This is a genomic window from Pseudomonas sp. BS3767 (assembly GCF_900099665.1).
In the GTDB taxonomy this organism is placed as follows: domain Bacteria; phylum Pseudomonadota; class Gammaproteobacteria; order Pseudomonadales; family Pseudomonadaceae; genus Aquipseudomonas; species Aquipseudomonas cerasi.
In genome coordinates this window covers 253,211-274,050 of record NZ_FNCX01000008.1, presented here as the reverse complement: position 1 = coordinate 274,050, position 20,840 = coordinate 253,211, and the positions used below count along the sequence as shown (strand labels likewise).

The 20,840-nt window shown below is 60.4% G+C and carries 17 protein-coding genes; 5 read left to right on the top strand and 12 right to left on the bottom strand.

Annotated features, from left to right (window positions below; translation table 11 throughout):
- Positions 1–452 precede the first annotated feature (452 nt).
- From trpE to BLR16_RS21815, 9 genes are all read right to left on the bottom strand, one after another.
- Positions 453–1,934, bottom strand: coding sequence for an anthranilate synthase component I (gene trpE / locus BLR16_RS21855; RefSeq protein ID WP_074807388.1), 1,482 nt, complete (start codon positions 1,932–1,934; stop codon positions 453–455).
- A 70-nt stretch (positions 1,935–2,004) separates the two neighbouring features.
- Entirely contained in the window at positions 2,005–2,823 is an 819-nt protein-coding gene (locus tag BLR16_RS21850; RefSeq protein WP_058416475.1) for a phosphoglycolate phosphatase, read from the bottom strand.
- Complete coding sequence (gene rpe / locus BLR16_RS21845) at positions 2,820–3,494, bottom strand: ribulose-phosphate 3-epimerase (protein WP_074807385.1); 675 nt, start codon at positions 3,492–3,494, stop codon at positions 2,820–2,822. Before rpe ends, BLR16_RS21850 begins: the two co-directional genes overlap by 4 nt.
- Before the next feature lie 126 nt (positions 3,495–3,620).
- Complete coding sequence (locus tag BLR16_RS21840) at positions 3,621–4,442, bottom strand: ABC transporter permease (protein WP_003394916.1); 822 nt, start codon at positions 4,440–4,442, stop codon at positions 3,621–3,623.
- An 11-nt stretch (positions 4,443–4,453) separates the two neighbouring features.
- The gene (locus tag BLR16_RS21835) at positions 4,454–5,701 is read right to left on the bottom strand and encodes an ABC transporter permease (protein ID WP_003372759.1); all 1,248 of its coding nucleotides are present in this window, start codon (positions 5,699–5,701) and stop codon (positions 4,454–4,456) included.
- Positions 5,702–5,778: 77 nt separating this feature from the next.
- Positions 5,779–6,813, bottom strand: a complete 1,035-nt coding sequence (locus BLR16_RS21830; protein ID WP_003433222.1) for a polyamine ABC transporter substrate-binding protein — start codon at positions 6,811–6,813, stop codon at positions 5,779–5,781.
- 82 nt (positions 6,814–6,895) lie between these two features.
- Positions 6,896–8,020, bottom strand: coding sequence for an ABC transporter ATP-binding protein (locus BLR16_RS21825; protein WP_003372763.1), 1,125 nt, complete (start codon positions 8,018–8,020; stop codon positions 6,896–6,898).
- Between the two features lie 396 nt (positions 8,021–8,416).
- Complete coding sequence (locus BLR16_RS21820) at positions 8,417–9,046, bottom strand: response regulator (protein ID WP_074807382.1); 630 nt, start codon at positions 9,044–9,046, stop codon at positions 8,417–8,419.
- Positions 9,043–11,091: a sensor histidine kinase gene (locus BLR16_RS21815; RefSeq protein ID WP_161437958.1), complete on the bottom strand. Its 2,049-nt coding sequence runs from the start codon at positions 11,089–11,091 to the stop codon at positions 9,043–9,045. The genes BLR16_RS21820 and BLR16_RS21815 overlap by 4 nt, the downstream gene beginning before the upstream one ends.
- Positions 11,092–11,169: 78 nt before the next feature.
- Here BLR16_RS21815 and BLR16_RS21810 point away from each other — a divergent pair, with 78 nt between their 5' ends.
- A complete protein-coding gene (locus BLR16_RS21810; RefSeq protein WP_054081688.1) occupies positions 11,170–12,168 on the top strand; it encodes an alpha/beta hydrolase family protein in 999 nt (332 codons plus the stop codon).
- Positions 12,169–12,176: 8 nt separating this feature from the next.
- On the opposite strand, the gene BLR16_RS21805 is transcribed toward BLR16_RS21810, so the two are convergent.
- The 3 genes from BLR16_RS21805 to BLR16_RS21795 form a co-directional block, all read right to left on the bottom strand.
- Positions 12,177–12,944, bottom strand: coding sequence for a TerB family tellurite resistance protein (locus BLR16_RS21805; protein ID WP_003433228.1), 768 nt, complete (start codon positions 12,942–12,944; stop codon positions 12,177–12,179).
- A complete protein-coding gene (gene murU / locus BLR16_RS21800) occupies positions 12,945–13,616 on the bottom strand; it encodes an N-acetylmuramate alpha-1-phosphate uridylyltransferase MurU (RefSeq protein ID WP_003433236.1) in 672 nt (223 codons plus the stop codon).
- Positions 13,617–13,715: 99 nt separating this feature from the next.
- Positions 13,716–14,738 carry an aminoglycoside phosphotransferase family protein gene (locus BLR16_RS21795; protein ID WP_044309473.1) on the bottom strand — a complete coding sequence of 341 codons (1,023 nt, stop codon included), beginning with the start codon at positions 14,736–14,738 and terminating at the stop codon, positions 13,716–13,718.
- Between the two features lie 129 nt (positions 14,739–14,867).
- Between BLR16_RS21795 and BLR16_RS21790 the strand changes: the two genes are divergently transcribed.
- The 4 genes from BLR16_RS21790 to rsmA are packed head-to-tail and all read left to right on the top strand — an operon-like array spanning position 14,868 to position 20,740.
- Complete coding sequence (locus BLR16_RS21790) at positions 14,868–17,648, top strand: LPS-assembly protein LptD (protein WP_003433243.1); 2,781 nt, start codon at positions 14,868–14,870, stop codon at positions 17,646–17,648.
- A complete protein-coding gene (locus BLR16_RS21785; RefSeq protein WP_003433245.1) occupies positions 17,629–18,951 on the top strand; it encodes a peptidylprolyl isomerase in 1,323 nt (440 codons plus the stop codon). Before BLR16_RS21790 ends, BLR16_RS21785 begins: the two co-directional genes overlap by 20 nt.
- Positions 18,948–19,937 (top strand): 4-hydroxythreonine-4-phosphate dehydrogenase PdxA, encoded by a 990-nt coding sequence (pdxA, locus tag BLR16_RS21780; RefSeq protein WP_003433247.1) that lies wholly within the window; start codon positions 18,948–18,950, stop codon positions 19,935–19,937. The genes BLR16_RS21785 and pdxA overlap by 4 nt, the downstream gene beginning before the upstream one ends.
- Positions 19,934–20,740, top strand: a complete 807-nt coding sequence (gene rsmA / locus BLR16_RS21775; protein ID WP_003433248.1) for a 16S rRNA (adenine(1518)-N(6)/adenine(1519)-N(6))-dimethyltransferase RsmA — start codon at positions 19,934–19,936, stop codon at positions 20,738–20,740. The genes pdxA and rsmA overlap by 4 nt, the downstream gene beginning before the upstream one ends.
- The last annotated feature ends 100 nt before the right edge of the window (positions 20,741–20,840 follow it).

Below are 20,840 nucleotides of genomic sequence, written 5' to 3'. Positions count from 1 at the left end.
GCGCGGTGCGGATCGGTGACGCGGAGCGTCACCCACGGCATTCCCACGCTGGAGCGTGAGGAACGATAATCTCAACTATCGTGCGTGGCGCTTTTTCAGGGTTTCACTATCGTGCCCATGCTCCGCGTGGGCATGCCTTTCTGGACGCTCCGCGTCCTATCCTGAGAACTGCGGCGCGGTGCAGATCGGTGACGCGGAGCGTCACCCAAGGCATTCCCACGCTGGAGCGTGAGGAACGATAATCTCGACTATCGTGCGTGGCGCTTTTTCAGGGTTTCACTATCGTGCGACGCTCTGCGTCGCATGCCTTTCTGGACGCTCCGCGTCCTATCCTGAGAACTGCGGCGCGGTGCGGATCGGTAACGCGGAGCGTCACCCAAGGCATTCCCACGCTGGAGCGTGAGGAACGGTAGCTCTCTAACTACCGTTCATTACCAGAGCAGCAAGCCTGCTCAACCCTCGGCAGTCTGCGAGGCCAGGGCCACGGCGCGGAACATGGCGCGGCGTTTGTTCAGGGTTTCTTCCCATTCCAGCACTGGCACGGAGTCGGCGACAATGCCGCCACCGGCCTGTACATGCAGCTCACCGTTCTTGATTACCGCAGTCCGAATCGCAATCGCCGTGTCCATGTTGCCGTTCCAGGCCAGATAACCGACTGCCCCGCCATAGACGCCGCGCTTGACCGGCTCCAGCTCATCGATGATTTCCATGGCGCGGATCTTCGGTGCTCCGGACAGGGTGCCGGCCGGCAGAATTGCGCGCAGAGCGTCCATCGCGCTCAGCCCGCTTTTCAACTGGCCTGTAACGTTGGACACAATGTGCATCACGTTGGAATAACGCTCGATGACCATTTTCTCGGTCAGTTTGACGGTGCCAATCTCGGACACCCGACCGGTATCGTTGCGGCCAAGATCGATGAGCATCAGGTGTTCGGCGATTTCCTTGTGATCGGAAAGCAGGTCTTCTTCCAGCGCGCGATCCGCCTCTTCGGTGGCGCCACGAGGGCGAGTACCGGCAATCGGACGCACGGTGATCAGGTTGTCCTCGACCCGCACCAGCACTTCCGGCGAACTACCGACGACATGGAAGTCGCCGAAGTTGAAGAAATACATGTAAGGCGTCGGGTTGAAGCAGCGCAGCGCCCGATACAGATCGATGGGCGCGGCGCTGAAATCGATGGACATACGCTGTGACGGGACAACCTGCATCACGTCGCCAGCGAGGATGTACTGCTTGATCGTCTCGACCGCCGCCTCGTAATCATCCTGAGTAAAGCTGGAGCGAAACACCGGGTCGGCAGCCGGAGGCCGGTCCAGGTCAAGACCGCGGCGCGGCGTGATCGGCTGGCGCAGCTTGTGCATCAGTTCATCGAGCTGCGCCACACCACTTGCGTAGGCGTCCTGCTGCGCTGGATCAATCAGCACGATGGCGTGCATCTTGCCCGCCAGGTTGTCGAACACCACGACCGCGTCAGACACCATCAACAGGATATCCGGCACGCCCAGCGGGTCAGGATTCGGGCAGTTGGCCAGACGCTTCTCGACATAGCGCACACAGTCGTAGCCAAAGTAGCCCACCAGCCCGCCGTTGAAGCGTGGCAGCCCGGCAATCGTCGGCACGTTATAGCGCGCCTTGAAGGTCTCGACGAAGTCCAGGGGGTCTTCGACATCCAGGCTTTCGATCTCGACGCCATCATGGGTCACGCTGACGTGATGACCATGCACGCGCATCACGGTGCGGCATGGCAGGCCGATGATCGAATAACGCCCCCACTTCTCGCCGCCCTGAACCGACTCCAGCAGGTAGGAGTTGGGCTGGTCGGCAAGCTTGAGGTAGATCGACAGCGGTGTGTCGAAGTCGGCCAGGGTTTCGCGGGCAAGCGGGATGCGGTTGTAGCCTTCAGCAGCCAAACGCAGGAATTCTTCACGGTTCATGAGCAACCTCGTGGTTTGAGGACAAAACGGTCAGGTAGGCAAACGTGCCGGCAGGCCGGCCAGAATCAGGTCAGGCGCGCCAACGCCAGCGGGCCAGGGCCTTGATGACTTTCATCCAGAGTTTGCGAGTGACCACCACGATGGATTCTCTTGAGGAGGGACGTTTGATGTCGGGCAACAGTATCTCAGCGTCCATGTCCAGGCAACCGGGAATCAGCCTGCGCAGATCATCGATGACCATCGCCGGGTTTTCCTCGGCAATCGGCCGCCCATGGTTGTAGCCATAGCTCAGCGCGACGCAGGCCACACCGGCAGCCTTGGCCGCCTGAACATCACTGCGCGAGTCGCCGACGAACAGTGATTGCGAGGCCGGTACGCCGGCCATTTTCATCACGAAAAACAGTGCAGCAGGATCGGGCTTTTTCTGCGGCATGGTGTCGCCGCCGATGATCCAGCGAAAGAAACGCCCCAGTTTCATCTCGTCCAGCAGCGGCGCGACGAAGCGCTCCGGCTTGTTGGTGATGAGGGCCATTTCGACACCCATTTTCTGCAGCCACTTGAGGGTTTCGCGCACGCCGGGATAGACCACGGTGAACTCATGCTTCTGCGCATAAGCGCGCATGAAGATCTCCAGGCCCTGCTCGGCCAGCGCGTCATCGACCCCGCTGTGGTCGAGGTTGTTGGCCAGCGCGCGGCGTACCAGCATCGGCGCACCGTTGCCCACCCAGGACCGCACCGATTCCAGCCCGGCGATCGGACGCCCCAGCTCGGCGAGCATGGTGTCCACCGCCACGGCCAGATCGGGCACCGAGTCCACCAGGGTGCCGTCCAGGTCGAACATGATCAGCTTGGGAAGTTTGCCTGCAAACAGCTGCTCGAAGCCGCTCATGCGCGGGATGACGCCAGTTCTGTGCGCATCTTTTCGATCACTTCGCGGTAGTCCGGTGCATTGAAAATGGCTGAACCGGCGACGAAGGTATCAGCACCTGCCGCTGCAATTTCGCGGATATTGTTGACGTTCACGCCGCCGTCGATTTCCAGGCGGATGTCGCGTCCGGAAGCATCGATCAAGGCGCGTGCTTCACGCAGCTTGTTGAGCGTGCCGGGAATGAACCTCTGCCCGCCAAAACCGGGGTTGACGCTCATGAGCAGGATCATGTCGACCTTGTCCATGACGTATTCGAGCAGGTTCAACGGCGTGGCCGGGTTGAACACCAGGCCCGCCTTGCAGCCACCCTCGCGGATCAACTGCAGCGAACGATCAATATGCTGGGTCGCTTCCGGGTGAAAGGTAATGTAGGTGGCACCGGCCTCAATGAAGTCGCCGATGATGCGATCCACCGGGCTGACCATCAGGTGCACGTCAATCGGTGCGGTGACGCCATATTTGCGCAACGCGCTGCACACCATCGGACCAATGGTCAGGTTCGGGACATAGTGATTGTCCATGACATCGAAGTGGACAAAGTCGGCGCCGCTGGACAGCACGTTGTCGACTTCCTCACCCAGACGGGCGAAGTCAGCGGAAAGAATCGATGGGGCAATAACGAAGGGCTGCATGACGCACCTGTTTGAGCAGAATCACGGTGCGCGGATTGTACGCCAAGCTTCGCCCGGAGCGGTAAGCCTCAAGCTGCACGCCAATGGATTCGCCCTGGCTGGCCGCTTGAGACTTGTCGCGCTCGGTTACTGAGCCGTTCTGAGTTTTTCGCTGCGCCCGCGTAACCACTCAAGCACCAGCAGCAAGACCACCGAAAAACCGATCAGCAAGGTCGCAGCGGCGGCGATGGTCGGGCTGAGGTTTTCGCGAATGCCGCTGAACATCTGCCGAGGCAAGGTGGCTTGTTCCGGCCCGGCGAGGAACAGCGTGACCACCACTTCGTCGAACGAGGTCGCGAAGGCGAACAGCGCGCCGGAAATCACCCCCGGCGCAATCAGTGGCAGGGTCACGCGCCGGAAGGCGGTCAGTGGCGACGCACCAAGGCTGGCAGCCGCACGCACCAGATTGTGATTGAAACCCTGCAAGGTCGCCGACACGGTGATGATCACGAACGGCACACCCAGCACCGCATGGACCAGAATCAGCGAGGTGTAGCTGTTGCCCAGGCCCAGCGGCGCGAAGAACAGGTAACTGGCGACGCCGACAATCACCACCGGCACCACCATCGGCGAAATCACCAAGGCCATGACCAGCGCCTTGCCAGGGAAGTTGCCGCGGGTCAGGCCGATCGCTGCCAGCGTGCCGAAGCCCATCGCCAGCAGGGTCGCGGCCGGGGCGACGATCATGCTGTTCTTCAGCGCGCGCATCCACTCGGCGGAGTTGAAGAAGTCCTGATACCACTGCAACGAGAAGCCTTGCAGCGGGTAGACCAGAAAGCTGCCGGAGTTGAATGACAGCGGCACGATGACCAATACCGGAAGCACGAGAAACAGCAGCACCAGGGTGCAGATGATGCGCAAGGCGTAGTACCAGAGGCGCTCGATCGGCGATGTGTAAGGGTTCAGCATGGTGACACTCCTCAGCTCAGACGCAGGCGGCTGGCGCCGACCAGCCAGCTATAAATCAGGTACAGCACGATGGTCGCCAACAGCAGCAGCCCGCCGAGCGCGGTGGCCATGCCCCAGTTGATGCTGGTGTTGGTGTAGAAGGCGACGAAGTAGCTGACCATCTGATCGTTCGGGCTGCCCAGCAATGCCGGGGTGATGTAGTAGCCAATCGACAGAATGAACACCAGCAGGCAGCCGGCGCCGATCCCGGCGTAAGTCTGCGGGAAGTACACGCGCCAGAAGCTCGCAAACGGGTGGCAGCCCAGCGAAATCGCAGCGCGCATGTAGGTCGGGGAGATGTTCTTCATCACGCTGTAGATCGGCAGGATCATGAACGGCAGCATGATGTGCACCATCGAGATGTACACGCCGACGCGGTTGAAGACCAGCTCCAGCGGCTTGTCGATGATGCCCATCGCCAGCAGCGCACTGTTGATCAGACCGCTGGACTGCAACAACACGATCCAGGCAGCCACGCGCACCAGAATCGAGGTCCAGAACGGCAGCAGCACCAGAATCATCAGCAGGTTGCTCTGCCGGGCGGGCAGGCTGGCCAGCAGATAGGCCAGCGGATAAGCCAGTACCAGACAGATCGCGGTAATCACCAGGCCCATCCAGAATGTGCGGGCGAAGATGTCCAGATAGATCGCCTGGTCCGGGGTCGCCGGGGCGACTTCGCCGAGGTCATCGATACGATGGTCGACGGCCGCCAGCAGGTAATACGGCGTAACACTGCTGGTATTGCGGCGCACCGCCTGCCAGTACGCCGGGTCGCCCCAGCGCTCGTCCAATGCTTCGAGCGCTTCTTTATAAGAGGCAGGCTCGGTCTTGAACGGCAGCGCGCGGGCGGTCTTGCTCAGCAGGCTGCGATAACCGGCCAGTTCCATGTTCAAACGCTTGGACAGATCGCCCAGCGTGGAATTCTTGCGTGTTTCGGCCAGGTCCAGGCTCATTGCCTTGTAGACCGACTCGGGCGGCAGCCCTTTTCCATCCCACTTTTGCACTTCGACCACAGTGGTCGGCAGTGCAGTCACGACTTCCGGGTTGCCAACACTCTTGTAGAGCAGCGCGGCGATGGGCACCAGAAACACCAACAACAGGAAAATCACCAACGGCGCGATCAGTGCCTGAGCCTTCCAGCGGTTGACCCGCTCGGCGCGAGCGAGACGTTGCTTCAAGTTGGGGCTGGCGCCTTCAGTCAGGGGCACGGCGATGGCCATAGCGAACTCCGGGATCTTTCAACGAGGGGGCGCTCCCCGTTTCAGGGAGCGCCCGGTTCTGACTCAACGCAAATGACTTACTTGGCAGCCCAGGCAGTGAAACGCTGCTCGAGGGATTCGCCGTTGTCGGTCCAGAACGCCACGTCCATCTGCACCTGATCCTTGATGTTCTCAGGCGTGGTCGGCATGTTCTGCAGGGTTTCCTTGTCCAGCAGCTTGACCGCCTGGGTGTTGGCCGGGCCGTAGGCAATGTTCTGCGAGTAGGTCTTCTGCTGATCGGGGCTCAGCATGTAGGCGATGAACTTCTTCGCGGCATCGGCGTTTTTCGAACCCTTCGGGATGGCCCAAGCGTCGAAGTCGTACACGCCGCCAGCCCACACGACCTTGAGGTTGCTTTCCTTCTGCACGGCGGCGATCCGGCCGTTGTAGGCCGAGCTCATCACCACATCACCGGAAGCCAGGTACTGCGGCGGCTGTGCGCCAGCTTCCCACCACTGAATGTTTGGCTTGAGCTCATCCAGCTTTTTGAACGCGCGGTCCTGGCCATCTTTGCTGGCCAATACCTTGTAGACGTCTTTCGGCGCAACGCCGTCGGCCATCAGGGCGAATTCCAGGGTGTACTTGGCGCCTTTGCGCAGGCCGCGCTTGCCTGGAAATTTCTTGGTGTCCCAGAAATCGGCCCAGCCGCTGGGTGCAGTGCTGACCTTGTCAGCGTTGTACGCCAGCACGGTGGACCAGACGAAGAAGCCGGCACCACAGGTGGTGATGGCGCCAGGCACGAAGTCAGCAGCATTGCCCAGCTGTTTCGGGTCCAGCTCTTCGAACATGTCTTCGTCGCAACCACGCGCCAGTTCCGGCGATTCGACTTCTACCAAGTCCCAGGAAACGCTCTTAGTGTCGACCATGGTTTTGACCTTGGCCATTTCCCCGTTGTACTCACCGGCGATGATCTTGCCGTTGCCGGCCTTTTCCCAAGGCGCGTAAAACGCTTTTTCCTGAGCGGCCTTGTTGGCACCGCCAAAGGAGATGACGGTCAGGTCGGTGGCAGCCATGGCCTGCGCGGCGCACATCAGGCCCAACGTGATAGCGGTGAACTTCAAAGACTTCAACATAGGTTCTTTTCTCCACGAGCAGTGTTGGTAAGCGATTGGGATGGGCGATCAGGTCGCCTCTGTTATTGCTTTTATTGATAGATCAATGCACTTGCTGCAAGGGGTCGAGCGCGCGGACGTGCTCGACTTGCCAGCCGATCGGCACGACATCGCCCACGCTGAGCGTCGGGTCCAGTTCAGCAATCGGCTGTTTGACGAAGAAGTCGTTCTTGCCTGCCACTTCCAGGCGCACGCGAACGTGGTCGCCCAGATAGATGAACTCGGCCACACGACCGGAAAACCGGTTGGCACAGCTCTCGCTGCGACCATTGAGGTTAATGCGCTCGGGACGGATCGACAGGGTCACCGGACCGCCAGGCTGACCGACGTTGATCGCCAGTGCGTGGACTTTCTCGCCACGCTCCAGCTCGACCACACAGCGGTCGCCGTCCTGGCTGACCAGACGTCCATTGAGGCGGTTGTTCTCGCCGATGAAGTTGGCCACGAAGGTGTTCTTCGGCTCTTCGTACAGGCTGCGGGGCGGTGCGATCTGCTGGATCTCGCCCTGATGGAAGACGGCGACCCGGTCGGACATGGTCAGGGCTTCGCCCTGGTCGTGGGTCACATAGACCACGGTCACGCCCAGGCGCTGGTGCAGGTGCTTGATCTCCATCTGCATGTGTTCGCGCAGCTGCTTGTCGAGAGCACCGAGCGGCTCATCCATCAGCACCAGCTGGGGTTCGAACACCAGCGCGCGTGCCAGCGCCACGCGTTGCTGCTGGCCACCGGACAACTGCGCCGGGTAGCGATGCGCAAACGTGTCCAGCTGGACCATGCCCAGTGCCTTTTTGACCTTCTCGCCGACGTCGGTCTTGCTCATGCCACGCACCGACAACGGGAACGCCAGGTTCTCGGCCACAGTCATGTGCGGAAACAAAGCGTAGTTCTGAAACACCATGCCGATGTCGCGTTTGTGCGGCGGCACGTTGTTGATGGCGCGGCCACCGAGGAGGATTTCACCAGCCGTCGGGGTCTCGAAACCGGCCAGCATCATCAGGCTGGTGGTCTTGCCCGAGCCGGACGGACCGAGCAGGGTCAGGAACTCGCCCTTGCGAATGTCCAGGTTGAGGTCTTTGACGATCAGTGCTTCGCCGTCGTAGCTCTTCTGCACACCACGAAAGCTGACTAGAACATCATTTGCTCCAGCGCTTGTATCGACGTCGCTCATTACCCACACCTTTGTTTTGTCTGCGTGGGCTCAAGCCTAGAGCAGCCCGAAGCCCCGGCAAATCGGGGGCCGGGAGAGAATCGCCTAGGCTGGCTGGAAGGCCAGGGGTAGGGATTGCCCTACAGAGATGGCGCGATTGGATATGTCGGTTCCTCCCCTTCTCGACGCGCGGCATCGCAAGAGGACGCAGAGCGTCCCGAACGGCATGCCCACGCGGAGCATGGGCACGATAGCGTTCTCAAGGACGCCTATCGCTCCGAACGGTATGCCCACGCAGAGCACGAGAACAATAGCGTTCTCAAGGACGCCTATCGTTCCGCAGGCTCCGCGTGGGAATGCAGGTCTCGACGCTCTGCGTCGCAAAGGGGCGCGGGGTGTCAGGTGTCGTTTTCAGACTCAGAGCAGCTTGTGCTCCATTGCGTACTTGACCAGATCGGCCAGCGAGTTGAGTTTCATTTTTTGCATCAGCCGCGCCTTGTGGGTGCTGATGGTCTTGCTGCTCAAGGCCAGTTGCTGAGCGATGTCGTTGACGTTGGCGCCCTGGGCGAGGCGCTCGAATACTGAAAACTCGCGCTCCGACAGCAGCGAGTGCAGAGGCCGGCTGTCGGTGAGGCCGACTTCGAAGACCATGCGGTCGGCCAGATCCGGATCAATATAACGCCCGCCGGCTGCCACCCGGCGAATGGCCGTCAGCAGCAGCGCCGGATCGCTGTCCTTGGTGGCATAACCTGCCGCGCCGACCTTCAATGCACGCGCAGCCATCTGCGCCTCATTGTGCATCGACAGCACCAGAATGGCCGGCGGGTTGGCCAATGCGAGAATCCTCGGTATCGCCTCAAGCCCGTTGACGCCGGGCATGGAGATATCCAGCAGCACCACTTCGCAGGCCACATGACGCAGGGTTTCGAGCAACTGTTCGCCATTGCTCGCCTCGCCCACCACTTGCAGATCTCTGGCCAAGCCAATCAATTGCTTGATTCCTTCGCGCACGATGGTGTGGTCTTCGGCTACCAAAACACGAATCACTGTCTTCGCTCCTGTGCGAGGGTGTCCAGCGGGATATAGGCGCGCAAGGTTGTGCCCTCACCCACCTCACTGTCCAGCTCCAGTCGGCCACCGAGCATCAGCACCCGCTCGCGCATCCCGACCAGACCGAACGAAACCGCCCTGCCTGACTCGATGACAAACCCCTGCCCGTCATCGGCGACGCTCATGCACATCATGCCGTCCTGCAGCGTCAGACTGATCTCTACCGTGTGTGCCCGGGCATGGCGCATCACATTGGTCAGGGCCTCCTGAAGGATCCGGAACATGCCTGTAGCCCGGGCATCGCTGAGCGCCGGGAGATTGTCCGGCACCTGCACCAGACAAGGGATCTGCGTGCGCGCCTCGAAACGGCGCGCCTGCCATTCAATGGCTGATGCGATGCCGGCATCGAGAATCGGCGGCCGCAAGGCCGTGGCCACATCGCGCACCAGTTGAAACAACTGAGCGATCAGACGCTTCATGCTGTCCAGTCGCTCGCTCAGGCCAGGGTCGAGGTCGGCATAGGCCAGCTCGCACATCGACGTCTCGAGCTTCAATACCGTCAGCATCTGACCCAGTTCGTCATGAACCTCGCGGGCAATATGCGCCTTCTCCTCTTCACGCACGCTTTCCAGATGCGCCGACAAGTCACGTAACTGGTCATGCGCGCGGCGTCGTTCGCTGACGTCAGTGAGGAATACCACCAAGTATTCGGCGTCACGAAAGCGCAGGAAGCTCAACGAGATATCGGTGGGCAGCAGGCTGCCATCGGCGCGCAGGCAATGGGTCTCGAAGACTTGCGGGCTGTCTTCGCTGGAGCGCGCGTTCTTCCACAGGTTGAGCCAGCGATCCATATGCAGACCGGGCTCGAAATCGATCAGCGGGCGCTCTACCACCTGCCCCGGCGCATAGCCCAGCATGGACTCCGCTGCCCGGTTGGCGTAACGCACACGGCTGTCCCAGTTGACCCACAGGATGCCGACGGTGCTTTGATCAATGGAGAATTGCGCCAGATGCAAGGCTTCCTCGCCCTCGACACGAAGGGCGAGTTCTTCGCGTGCAGCCAGCAGTTCCTGCTCCAGCGCCTGCTGCTGGCGTCGCTGCCAGACCACGATGGCGAAACACGCCAGCAACATCACCAGCAGCAGAATGCACAGGTTCTTCCAGAGCTTGGTCGACTCGATGAAATGTGCGGGGGTCAGCGGCATCCAGCGAGAATGCAGTTGCTCCAGCTCCTTGGCAGGGATCGCCCGCAATGCTGCGCTGACGATGGCCGCCAGTTCCGGCATGTCGCGACGTGAAGCCACACGTAACAATTGGGGCAGCCCGATATCCCCCACCACCGCCAGCCCTGCGAACTCCGGCTCGCGCAGCAAACGGCTGAGTTGCGCCTCGTCCACCACGGCATAACGTGCTTGCTGACTGAGCAACAATTGCAGCGCCTGGCGCTCCAAAGGCACTCCTTGCAGATTGAGGTGCGGGAAATTGCTGCGCAGGTAGTCCGCCGTGGTGCCGGGCATGCGCACCGCAACGCGGGAAAGGCTATCGAGTTTCTCCAGGTCCACGGCAGTGCTGCCATCACGTTCGCCGATCAACAACTGCGAAACACGCAAATACGGGTCGGAAAACAACCACAGACGCAGGCCTGCCGGGGTTTGCATCAAGCCGGGCGCAACGTCGATTTCACCCTTGGCCAGCGCGTTCTCCAGCGCGCTCTGGTCAGGAAAGTTTCGCCACAGCAACTCGACCGGCAGCGTCGCCGCCAGCGCATTCATCAAATCGACATTGGCGCCGGACAATTGCTGCAAACGTTGATCGAACTGCGCGTAAGGCGCCCGCAGTACCAGCCCTACGCGCAACGGACCATGCTGGTCGAGCCAATTACGCCGCGCCGAACTCAACTGCGCAACGGCAGGTGTTTCAGGTTCGTCAGCCTGCGTATCGACCATCTGAGCCATCAAGAGCAAAGCCAGGCAGCCGATAAAACCGGTGCGCAGAAGACGAATCATCAGTATGTCGCTCTCGTGTGTGCGTATCGCGGCCATGTGCCGCGCAGGCTCAGGCCTGACAAAAGCCGATCAACCCATTAGGCTGCCGGGATAGTTTCTGGCTTGGAATATCCGATGTCCTACACCTTTCGCGCAACGTTTCCTGCATTGTTTCTGTCATTGATACTGCCTTGCGCCTTGCCTGCCGTCGCAGCCGACCCGGCCCCTGCCAAAGACGCTGCCGCGGATGCGCCGGTCGAAAGAGCCCCGCTGCTCAGCCGCTCGCAGGAAGACGCAATAGCACTGGAACGCCAATTGCCTCGCGAAGACCAGCAGCAACTTCAGGCCGGAGACGAAAGCTTTCTCGCGCTCTGGAAACCCGCCAACACCGACACCCCTGAAGGCGCGGTCATCATTGTGCCTGGCGACGCTGAATCACCGGACTGGCCCGACGCTGTCGGCCCGCTGCGTCGCAAGTTTCCGGATGTCGGCTGGTCGAGCCTGAGTATCACCATGCCGGATCCGCTCGACAACACGCCGGGGGCACGCGAGCCCGATGCAACTCCGGCAGATGCAAACGCCAGCAAAGCCACTGAAACGCCGAAGGAAACACCCAAGGACGCCAGCGCGACAGCGAAGGACCCGGCGGCAGAAGCCGAGGCTCTGGCGGCTGCTGAAACAGCCAAGGCTGCAGCCGACGAAGAGATTAACAAGGCCCAGGCCGAGCGCATCTTTGCGCGGATCGAAGCCGCGATCAGCTTTGCGCAGCAGAACAAGGCACGCAGTATCGTGTTGATCGGCCACAGCAGCGGCGCGTACTGGGCGGCCAGGTTCCTCAACGAGCGGACATCGCCTGTGGTGCAGAAGCTGGTGATGCTGGCGGCGCGTGAACCCCTGAATGCCAAGCCTTCGCTGCTGGATATGGTGCCTCAGTTGAAAGTAAAAGCCGTCGACTTAATCTACAAAAACTCGCCTGACGAGGCTGCAAAAGCCCGCCTGCAGGCCAGTAAACGCACCAAGGGGCCGGGTTTTACCCAGATTGGTCTGATCAACATCGCCGGCAGCGGAGATACCGAACAAGAGCAGCTATTTCGCCGTGTCCGTGGCTGGATAGACGCCAAAGAGGAAAAATAAGCGCAGGTTCAGTTGAACCCGCGTCGGGCTTTCACCACCCGATAGGCATTGTGCAACTCGCTGGTCTTCTCGGTCGCCACCCGCACTTGCTGCGGATTGGCGCCCGAGCCGGCAATCTTGTCAGGGTGATGCCGGCTGAGCAGACGCCGGTAGGCACGCTTGATGCTCAGAGGATCCGTGTCCGACCTTATCCCCAGCAGCGTCATCGCACTTTTGTAGTCGTCGCCGCTGCTGATCGGTGAACGCTTCATAGGGTCGTGGTCAGCCGCCAGCGCCTCGACCTGCGGCCCTGTCCAGCCAAGCCACATGCCCCATACCCCGATCAGCTCGCGCTCGACCCGAGAAGCCTTGCCGTCCGCCCAGGCCATCCGCCAACAGGCGCGCAACATGTCTTCGGCAATGTCCGGCTGCCGTTGCAGACCACGCAGATAACTGCGCAGGCCATCGGAGCCGTCGCGGCCGCGCTTGAAAGCGTTGATGGCGCGCAACTGATCCGTCTCGTTCAGATTCAAACGGCGCATCTCGATACGTGCCTGGTGGATATGGCTGGCCAGAACCCGTCCGTCACTTTTGGCCAGACGGCCCAGCAACACGAACAGCAGGTCGTCCTGGGGGATCGTTGCACGCCCACCCAGACGCTCACGCAGATGCGCCCAGCTTTGCAGTTTCAGGCGCCGGTCCAGCGCCTGCCCCAATAGAGCACCGAGCATTGCGCCTGGAATACTGGCAATTGCGTAACCGACTCCAGCGCCGATCAGTGTGCCGGGCCAAAGCATTCAGCGAGTCTCCGCAAGCATCTGCTCGGCTTCAGCCAGGCGCTCGTGGGTACCGACATCGACCCAGCGCCCTCGGTAGTGCTCGCCCGTGACCAGTCCCTTATGCATCGCCTCGCGCAACAGCGGCGCGAGCTTGAACGCGCCGGGCTCAGAGTTGGCAAACAGCTGTGGATGGAGGATGGCGATGCCGCTGTACGTCAACCGCTGACCTGCCGAATCGTCGTCGCGCACCTGACCGTCAACCAGTGAGAAATCACCCGTCGGATGGTGCGCAGGGTTATCGACCAATACCAGATGCGCAAGGCCCGCAAGCGGCACGCGCAATGCGCCGAAGTCGTAATCGGTCCAGATATCCCCGTTGATTACCACGAACGGCTCAAGGCCAAGCAGCGGCAATGCACGCTGAATGCCACCGCCCGTTTCCAGCGGCATGCCTTCAGGCGAATAACGAATGCTCAGGTCGAAACGCTGACCGTCACCCAGGTAATCCTCGATCTGCTGGCCCAGCCACGCATGGTTGATGACCAGTTGGTGAAACCCTGCATCGCGCAAGGCGCTCAGGTGGTATTCGATCAACGGCACATCACCGACACGTACCAACGGTTTGGGTGTGTGCAGGGTCAACGGGCGCATTCGCTCGCCTTTACCGGCGGCGAGAATCATCGCTTTCATGCAGTCCTCTTCGACACAATCAAGATCTTTTCCAAAATGGCCATCTTTCAAGGCGGCCATGTCTAAACCGGCCCTCTCACGCTGGCCGTCTCTGTCTTTTCAGACAGCCGCGTCTACCGGTTGCAGACTGGTGAGCAACTGCCCGAGTTGCGCCAGCTCTGGGCGACGCGACAAAACCGCTTCTATATAAGCGAAAAAGCGCGGAACGTCTTCCAGGTAGCGCGGTTTCCCATCGCGGTGGCAAATGCGGGCAAAAATGCCGATCACCTTCAAATGTCGCTGTACGCCCATCAGATCACTGGCGCGCTCAAATGCGGCAAAATCTTCCTGTACCGGAATGCCGACGGCACGCGCCTGATCCCAGTAGGTGCGCAGCCAGTCACTGACACGCTCCTGCGGCCAGCTCAGGAATGCGTCCTTGAACAGGCATGTCACGTCATAGGTGACCGGGCCATAGACCGCATCCTGGAAATCCAGCACGCCCGGGTTGGGCTCGCTGATCATCAGGTTTCGCGGCATATAATCGCGATGCACCAATACTTTGGGCTGTGCCAGGGCGCTGTTGATCAACAGCTCGCTGACCTGCTGCCAGTCGCTCAACTGCGCCTCGTCCATCTCGATACCCAGGTGCCGCTTTACGTACCACTCGGGAAACAGCTCCAGCTCACGGCGCAGCAACGCCACGTCATAGCTGGGCAACGGCGCGTCCATAGGCAGTTGCTGGTAGGCCAGCAACGCCTGGATAGCATCAGCGAACAAGGCATCGGCATTATCGGCGTCAATGACATCCAGATAAGTCTGGCGACCCAGATCGTTGAGCAGCAAAAAGCCTTGTGTCAGGTCTTCGGCATAAATTTTTGGAACATTAATGCCTGACTTTTCCAATAAATGAGCGATATCCACGAACGGTTTGCAGTTTTCCTGCGGTGGAGGGGCGTCCATGACAATAAAAGTTCGGCCCGCACCCTCCCAGCGAAAATAACGGCGAAAACTTGCGTCACTACTGGCCGCAGTCAATGTAGCCGGGGGCACAGCGCCCCAACCGTGCGCCGAAAACAGCGCCGGCAACTGCTCATCGAGCCAAACTTTCAGGGATTGCAGGCGTATATCTTGATCTGACATTACAAGGGTCTCCGACGGCGCTAGCCGTCAAGCGGGTCATGCTTTATTATCCGGAATCTTTTTCAGCCCATCGAGAGGCGTGCGGCCCCCCCGCGGGCAGATGGCGCGCAGGAAGCCCGGACTAATAAGATGGCATTGAAATCCCCCGCGTTTCGTAAAAAATTTCCGTTGCTCGTAACCGGCAGTCTGCTGGCGATGCAACCTCTGGCCACTCAGTTCGTGGTCGCCGCGGAACAGTATGACTGCTCAGTCTCTGCTTCGGGTGCCTGGAACTGTGCGCCGAAATCCAATGCTGCTGCAGTGGATCTGCCTCCGCGCCCCGTGCATGACACGACGTCGGTCAGTTCCAACGGCACGGTCACCTCACAAGGCACCTCTTCGGGTGAACAGTCTGCGGGTACGCAACTGGTCACTGAAGCCAAGGGCAAAGGTCTGAAGTCGCGTAGTGCTGACTACAGCCACCTCGATTGGGTTCCTCGCGAAAAGCTTACCGCAGCGCAACTGGCCGAGACCGGCCCGTATTGCTCGGGTGCCTACGTCGAGCCGATCCGTCCTGGCATGGACGACAAGACGCCGATGAAAGACGCGCCGATGTTCGTCGGAGCCAAGGCTTCGCGTTACGAACAGGAAGCGCAGGTCGCCACGCTGGCGGGTGATGTCGTGATGCGCCAGGGCAGCATGCAGGTGCAGGCCCAGGAGGCTGCACTGCATCAGGCCGAGAACCGTGGCGAGCTGAACGGCGATGTCCGTCTGCGCGACAATGGTGCACTGATCGTCGGTGACAAGGCCGAACTGCAACTCGATACCGGCGAAGCCCGTGTCGACAACGCCGAGTACGTCCTGCACAAGTCGAACATTCGCGGTAACGCCCTGTACGCCAAGCGTGCAGAGAACGCGATCATCCGGCTCAAGGACGGTACCTACACGACGTGCGAGCCGAACAGCAACGCCTGGACGCTCAAGGGCAACAACATCACGCTGAACCCGGCCACCGGCTTCGGTACAGCGACCAACGTTACCCTGCGGGTCAAGGACATACCGGTTCTGTACACGCCGTATATCTACTTCCCGATCGACGACCGTCGTCAGTCCGGTTTCCTGCCGCCGTCCATTGCAGCAGGCGGCGACAACGGCTTCACGCTGGTCACCCCGTACTACTTCAACCTGGCGCCGAACTACGACGCCACGTTGTACCCGCGTTACATGGCTGATCGTGGCTTGCTGATGGAAGGCGAGTTCCGCTACCTGACCAAAGGCAGCGAAGGTCAGTTTGGCGGCGCGTACCTGAACGACGAAAACGACGACCGCAAACTGCAGTCGGACTACGACAAGACCCGCTGGATGATCAACTGGCAGCACAAGGGCGGGCTTGATACGCGCTGGCTGACCCAGGTCGATTACACCGACATCAGCGATCCGTACTACTTCCAGGATCTGGAAACCGATCAGATCGGCGTTAAAAGGACTGACTTCCTCAACCAGCAAGGCTCCCTGACCTACCGTGGCGACAGCTTCTCGGCAGTGCTCAATGCTCAGGCCTACAAGCTGGCGACGGTTGCCAACGTTACGCCGTACAACCGCCTGCCTCAGCTGACACTGAACGGTACGTTGCCCTACAACCCCGGCGGCCTGAAGTTCGATTATCAGACTGAAGCGGTGCGCTTCGAACGTGACCTGCGCAGCGGCGCGTTCATCGATGAAGACGGCAACTCCGAGACACGCCTGGACAACAACATCGCCGGCCTGGCTCGCGCCAACGGCGATCGTCTGAACCTGGCACCGTCGGTCAGCCTGCCGATGAACTGGACCTATGGCTTCCTGACGCCGAAGCTGAAGTATGTCTACACGCAATACGATCTGGATCTCGACAGCCAGGGCAAAAACACGCTCCTGGCCGGCGAAGAGTACAGCAGCAGCCAAAGCCGCAGCGTGCCGATCTTCAGCGTCGACAGCGGCCTGTACTTCGACCGCAATACCAACTGGTTCGGCAAGGATTATCGCCAGACCCTGGAGCCGCGCCTGTTCTATCTCTATGTTCCAGAGAAAGACCAGACCGACATCCCGGTATTCGACACCAGCGAAAGCACCTTCAACTTCGCTTCGCTGTTCCGTGACAACCGCTTCACCGGTTCCGACCGCATCGGCGACGAGAACAAGCTGTCGCTGGGCGTCACCAACCGCTGGATCGAGGAAAACGGCTTCGAACGTCAACGCTTCAGCATCGGTCAGGCGCTGTATTTCGAAGACCGCAAGGTGCAGTTGCCGGGCGTGGTGTTCGCGGATCGTGATGATGCGCGCTCCAACGTTTCGCCTTATGCACTGGAATACGAATACCGCTTCAACCGCGACTGGCGCTTCAACTCCGATTTCAACTGGGATCCGGACAGCCGAAGCACCCGTTCGGGCAGCGCAATGTTCCACTACCAGCCTGAAGACAATCCGAACAAGGTCGTCAACCTTGGCTACCGCTATCGCAACGACCAGATTCGTTACGACGAAAGCACCGGCCGTTGGGTCGTGGGTGGTGGCGACTACGGCACCCCGGGTTCGCCAAACTATGTGAAGGACTACTACAAGATTCAGCAGCACGATTTCTCGGTCATCTGGCCGATCGTGCCGCAGTGGAGCCTGATCAGCCGCTGGCAGTATGACTACAACCGTGAACGCACCATCGAAGCTTTCGGCGGATTCGAGTACGACAACTGCTGCTGGAAAATGCGTCTGGTCAATCGCTACTGGATCGACTACGACGAGTTCAGCCAGGCAGCACCTCAGAACGAGAAAGGCGACCGCGGCATATTCCTACAAATCGTGTTGAAGGGGCTCGGCGGTGTCACTGGCGCCAAGGTAGACAGCTTCCTCGACAAAGGCATTCAAGGTTATCGTGAACGTGAAGACCAAGCTTTCTGATTGTCTGCGCCCGCTGATGCTGGGCGCGTTACTCCTGAGCGGTGCAGTGCATGCTGCGGTTCAACCTCTGGACAGTGTCGTGGCTATCGTCGACAACGACGTGATCATGAAAAGCCAGATGGACCAGCGTGTACGTGAAGTTCAGCAGACCATTGCCAAGCGTGGTTCTGGTGTACCGCCTGCAGAAGCCCTGCAACCACAGGTTCTGGATCGTCTGATCCTGGAAAACCTGCAGTTGCAGATGGGCGAACGCTCTGGCATTCGCGTCTCCGACGACGAGTTGAATCAGGCCATTGGCACTATTGCCCAGCGCAACAACATGAGCGTGGATCAATTCCGCGCCGCGCTGGCGCATGACGGTCTGTCCTATAACGATGCGCGCGAACAGGTGCGCCGGGAAATGATCATCAGCCGCGTGCGTCAGCGCCGGGTGGCCGAACGTATCCAGGTGTCCCAGCAGGAAGTGAAGAACTTCCTCGCCTCCGATCTGGGCAAGGCTCAGTTGTCTGAAGAGTTTCACCTGGCCAACATTCTGATCGCTACGCCTGACAGCGCTTCTTCGGACGCCATCCAGGCTGCAGCGGCCAAGGCCAAGGGTATCTACGACCAGCTGAAGAAAGGTGCTGACTTCACCCGGCTCGCAGCCACCTCCTCGTCCAGCGAAAACGCGCTGGAAGGCGGCGACATGGGCTGGCGCAAGGCTGCGCAATTGCCACCGCCGTTCGGTGACATGCTCAGCTCGATGCCTGTCGGTGACGTGACACCTCCTGCACGTACGCCGGGCGGTTTCATCATTCTCAAGCTGCTGGAAAAGCGTGGCGGCCAGGGTCAGGCGCAAATGCGTGATGAAGTGCATGTGCGTCATATCCTGATCAAGCCAAGCGAAATTCGTAACGAGGCAGAGACCAAGCGTCTTGCCCAGAAGATCTACGACCGCATCCAGAACGGCGAAGATTTCGCCGAGCTGGCGAAAAGCTTTTCGGAAGATCCGGGTTCTGCGCTCAATGGCGGCGATCTGAACTGGGTTGATCCCAACTCTCTGGTTCCGGAATTCCGTCAGGTCATGAGCGAAACGCCACAAGGCGAATTGTCCAAACCGTTCCAGACCCAGTATGGCTGGCATGTTCTCGAAGTACTCGGTCGTCGCTCAACGGACGCTACCGATCAGGCTCGTGAACAGCAGGCGCTGAACGTATTGCGTAACCGCAAGTACGACGAAGAGCTGCAAACCTGGCTGCGTCAGATTCGCGACGAAGCCTACGTTGAAATCAAACTCCCTGGCGCGACCCAGGCTGCACAGTGAAACCCAAGCGTTTCGCACTGACACCCGGCGAGCCGGCCGGCATAGGTCCCGACCTTTGCCTGCTGCTCGCCACGCAGCCTCAGCCATACCCCCTGATTGCCATCACCAGCCGTGACCTGCTCCTTGAGCGGGCCGCGCAACTGGGTGTGGCGGTCAGTCTGATCTCAGTCACGCCCGACGCGCTTCCCGACCTGCCTGCACCTGCCGGCAGTCTGTATGTCTGGGATACGCCACTGGCCGCTCCGGTGGAAACCGGCGTGCTGAACAAGGCCAATGCTGCATTCGTCCTGGAAACCCTGACTCGCGCGGGCCAAGGCTGCCTGGATGGGCTGTTCAGCGGCATGATCACCGCCCCGGTGCACAAAGGCGTGATCAACGACGGCGGTATCGCGTTTTCCGGACACACCGAATTTCTCGCTGAACTGACTCACACCGAACAGGTGGTGATGATGCTGGCGACCGGCGACCTGCGCGTAGCACTGGTGACCACCCACCTGCCGTTGCGCGATGTGGCCGACGCCATCACAGCGGATCGTCTGGAGCGCGTGACACGCATCCTGCACGCCGATCTGGTCAACAAGTTCGGCATTGCCCACCCACGCATTCTGGTCTGCGGCCTCAATCCTCATGCCGGCGAAAGCGGGCATCTGGGTCGTGAGGAAATCGACATCATCGAACCTGCTCTGGAGCGCCTGCGCAGCGAAGGCCTGGACTTGCGCGGCCCGCTGCCTGCAGACACTCTGTTTACCCCCAAATATCTGGAGCACTGCGACGCAGTGCTGGCGATGTACCACGATCAGGGCCTGCCCGTGCTGAAGTACAAAGGTTTCGGCGCAGCGGTCAATGTGACGCTCGGCCTGCCAATCATCCGCACCTCTGTCGATCACGGCACGGCGCTGGACCTGGCCGGCACCGCAAACATCGACACCGGCAGCCTGCACGTCGCACTGCAAACCGCCTACCAGATGGCCGAGACCCATTCATGACCGAGCAATACCAACACCGGGCGCGCAAGCGCTTCGGGCAGAACTTCCTGCACGATGCAGGCGTTATCGACAAGATCCTGCGCGCCATCCGTGCCAAACCTGAAGACCGGCTGCTGGAAATCGGGCCGGGCCAGGGTGCACTGACCGAGGGCCTGCTCGACAGCGGCGCTCAGCTGGACGTGGTCGAGCTGGACAAGGACCTGATCCCGATCCTGAACGGTCAGTTCGCCAACAAGCCGAACTTCAACCTGCATCAGGGCGACGCGCTGAAGTTCGATTTCAACACCCTCGGCGCCGAACCGCGCAGCCTGCGGGTGGTGGGCAACCTGCCGTACAACATCTCGACACCGCTGATTTTTCACCTCCTGCAGAACGCCAGCCTGATCCGCGACATGCACTTCATGCTGCAAAAGGAAGTGGTCGAGCGCATGGCTGCCGGACCCGGCGGTGGTGACTGGGGCCGCCTGTCGATCATGGTTCAGTACCATTGCCGCGTGGAACACCTGTTCAACGTCGGACCGGGTGCGTTCAACCCGCCGCCGAAAGTGGACTCGGCCATTGTGCGCCTCGTCCCTTATGAAACACTGCCGCACCCTGCCAAGGATCACCGTGTGCTGGAGCGCATCGTGCGTGAAGCGTTTAACCAGCGTCGCAAGACCCTGCGCAACACGCTCAAGCTGCTGTTGACCAGCGACGAGATTACCGCTTCCGGAGTAGACGGCAGCTTGCGTCCCGAGCAGCTCGATCTGGCTGCATTCGTTCGTCTGGCAGACACTCTCAGCGAAAAAGTTGTGACCGAGTGAACCCTGCGGACAAGTAAACGGCAGGCTCGGTCTTCATTTTCCGCTTACTTGTCCTAGACTGATCTACCTGCCGCACACGCCCTTTTTCGCAGCTATGGAT

Coding starts and splice junctions, on each gene's coding strand:
- trpE (WP_074807388.1), bottom strand. CDS start 1,934: ATGAACCGTGAAGAATTCCTGCGTTTGGCTGCTGAAGGCTACAACCGC.
- BLR16_RS21850 (WP_058416475.1), bottom strand. CDS start 2,823: ATGAGCGGCTTCGAGCAGCTGTTTGCAGGCAAACTTCCCAAGCTGATC.
- rpe (WP_074807385.1), bottom strand. CDS start 3,494: ATGCAGCCCTTCGTTATTGCCCCATCGATTCTTTCCGCTGACTTCGCC.
- BLR16_RS21840 (WP_003394916.1), bottom strand. CDS start 4,442: ATGCTGAACCCTTACACATCGCCGATCGAGCGCCTCTGGTACTACGCC.
- BLR16_RS21835 (WP_003372759.1), bottom strand. CDS start 5,701: ATGGCCATCGCCGTGCCCCTGACTGAAGGCGCCAGCCCCAACTTGAAG.
- BLR16_RS21830 (WP_003433222.1), bottom strand. CDS start 6,813: ATGTTGAAGTCTTTGAAGTTCACCGCTATCACGTTGGGCCTGATGTGC.
- BLR16_RS21825 (WP_003372763.1), bottom strand. CDS start 8,020: ATGAGCGACGTCGATACAAGCGCTGGAGCAAATGATGTTCTAGTCAGC.
- BLR16_RS21815 (WP_161437958.1), bottom strand. CDS start 11,091: ATGGCCGCGATACGCACACACGAGAGCGACATACTGATGATTCGTCTT.
- BLR16_RS21810 (WP_054081688.1), top strand. CDS start 11,170: ATGTCCTACACCTTTCGCGCAACGTTTCCTGCATTGTTTCTGTCATTG.
- BLR16_RS21805 (WP_003433228.1), bottom strand. CDS start 12,944: ATGCTTTGGCCCGGCACACTGATCGGCGCTGGAGTCGGTTACGCAATT.
- murU (WP_003433236.1), bottom strand. CDS start 13,616: ATGAAAGCGATGATTCTCGCCGCCGGTAAAGGCGAGCGAATGCGCCCG.
- BLR16_RS21795 (WP_044309473.1), bottom strand. CDS start 14,738: ATGTCAGATCAAGATATACGCCTGCAATCCCTGAAAGTTTGGCTCGAT.
- BLR16_RS21790 (WP_003433243.1), top strand. CDS start 14,868: ATGGCATTGAAATCCCCCGCGTTTCGTAAAAAATTTCCGTTGCTCGTA.
- rsmA (WP_003433248.1), top strand. CDS start 19,934: ATGACCGAGCAATACCAACACCGGGCGCGCAAGCGCTTCGGGCAGAAC.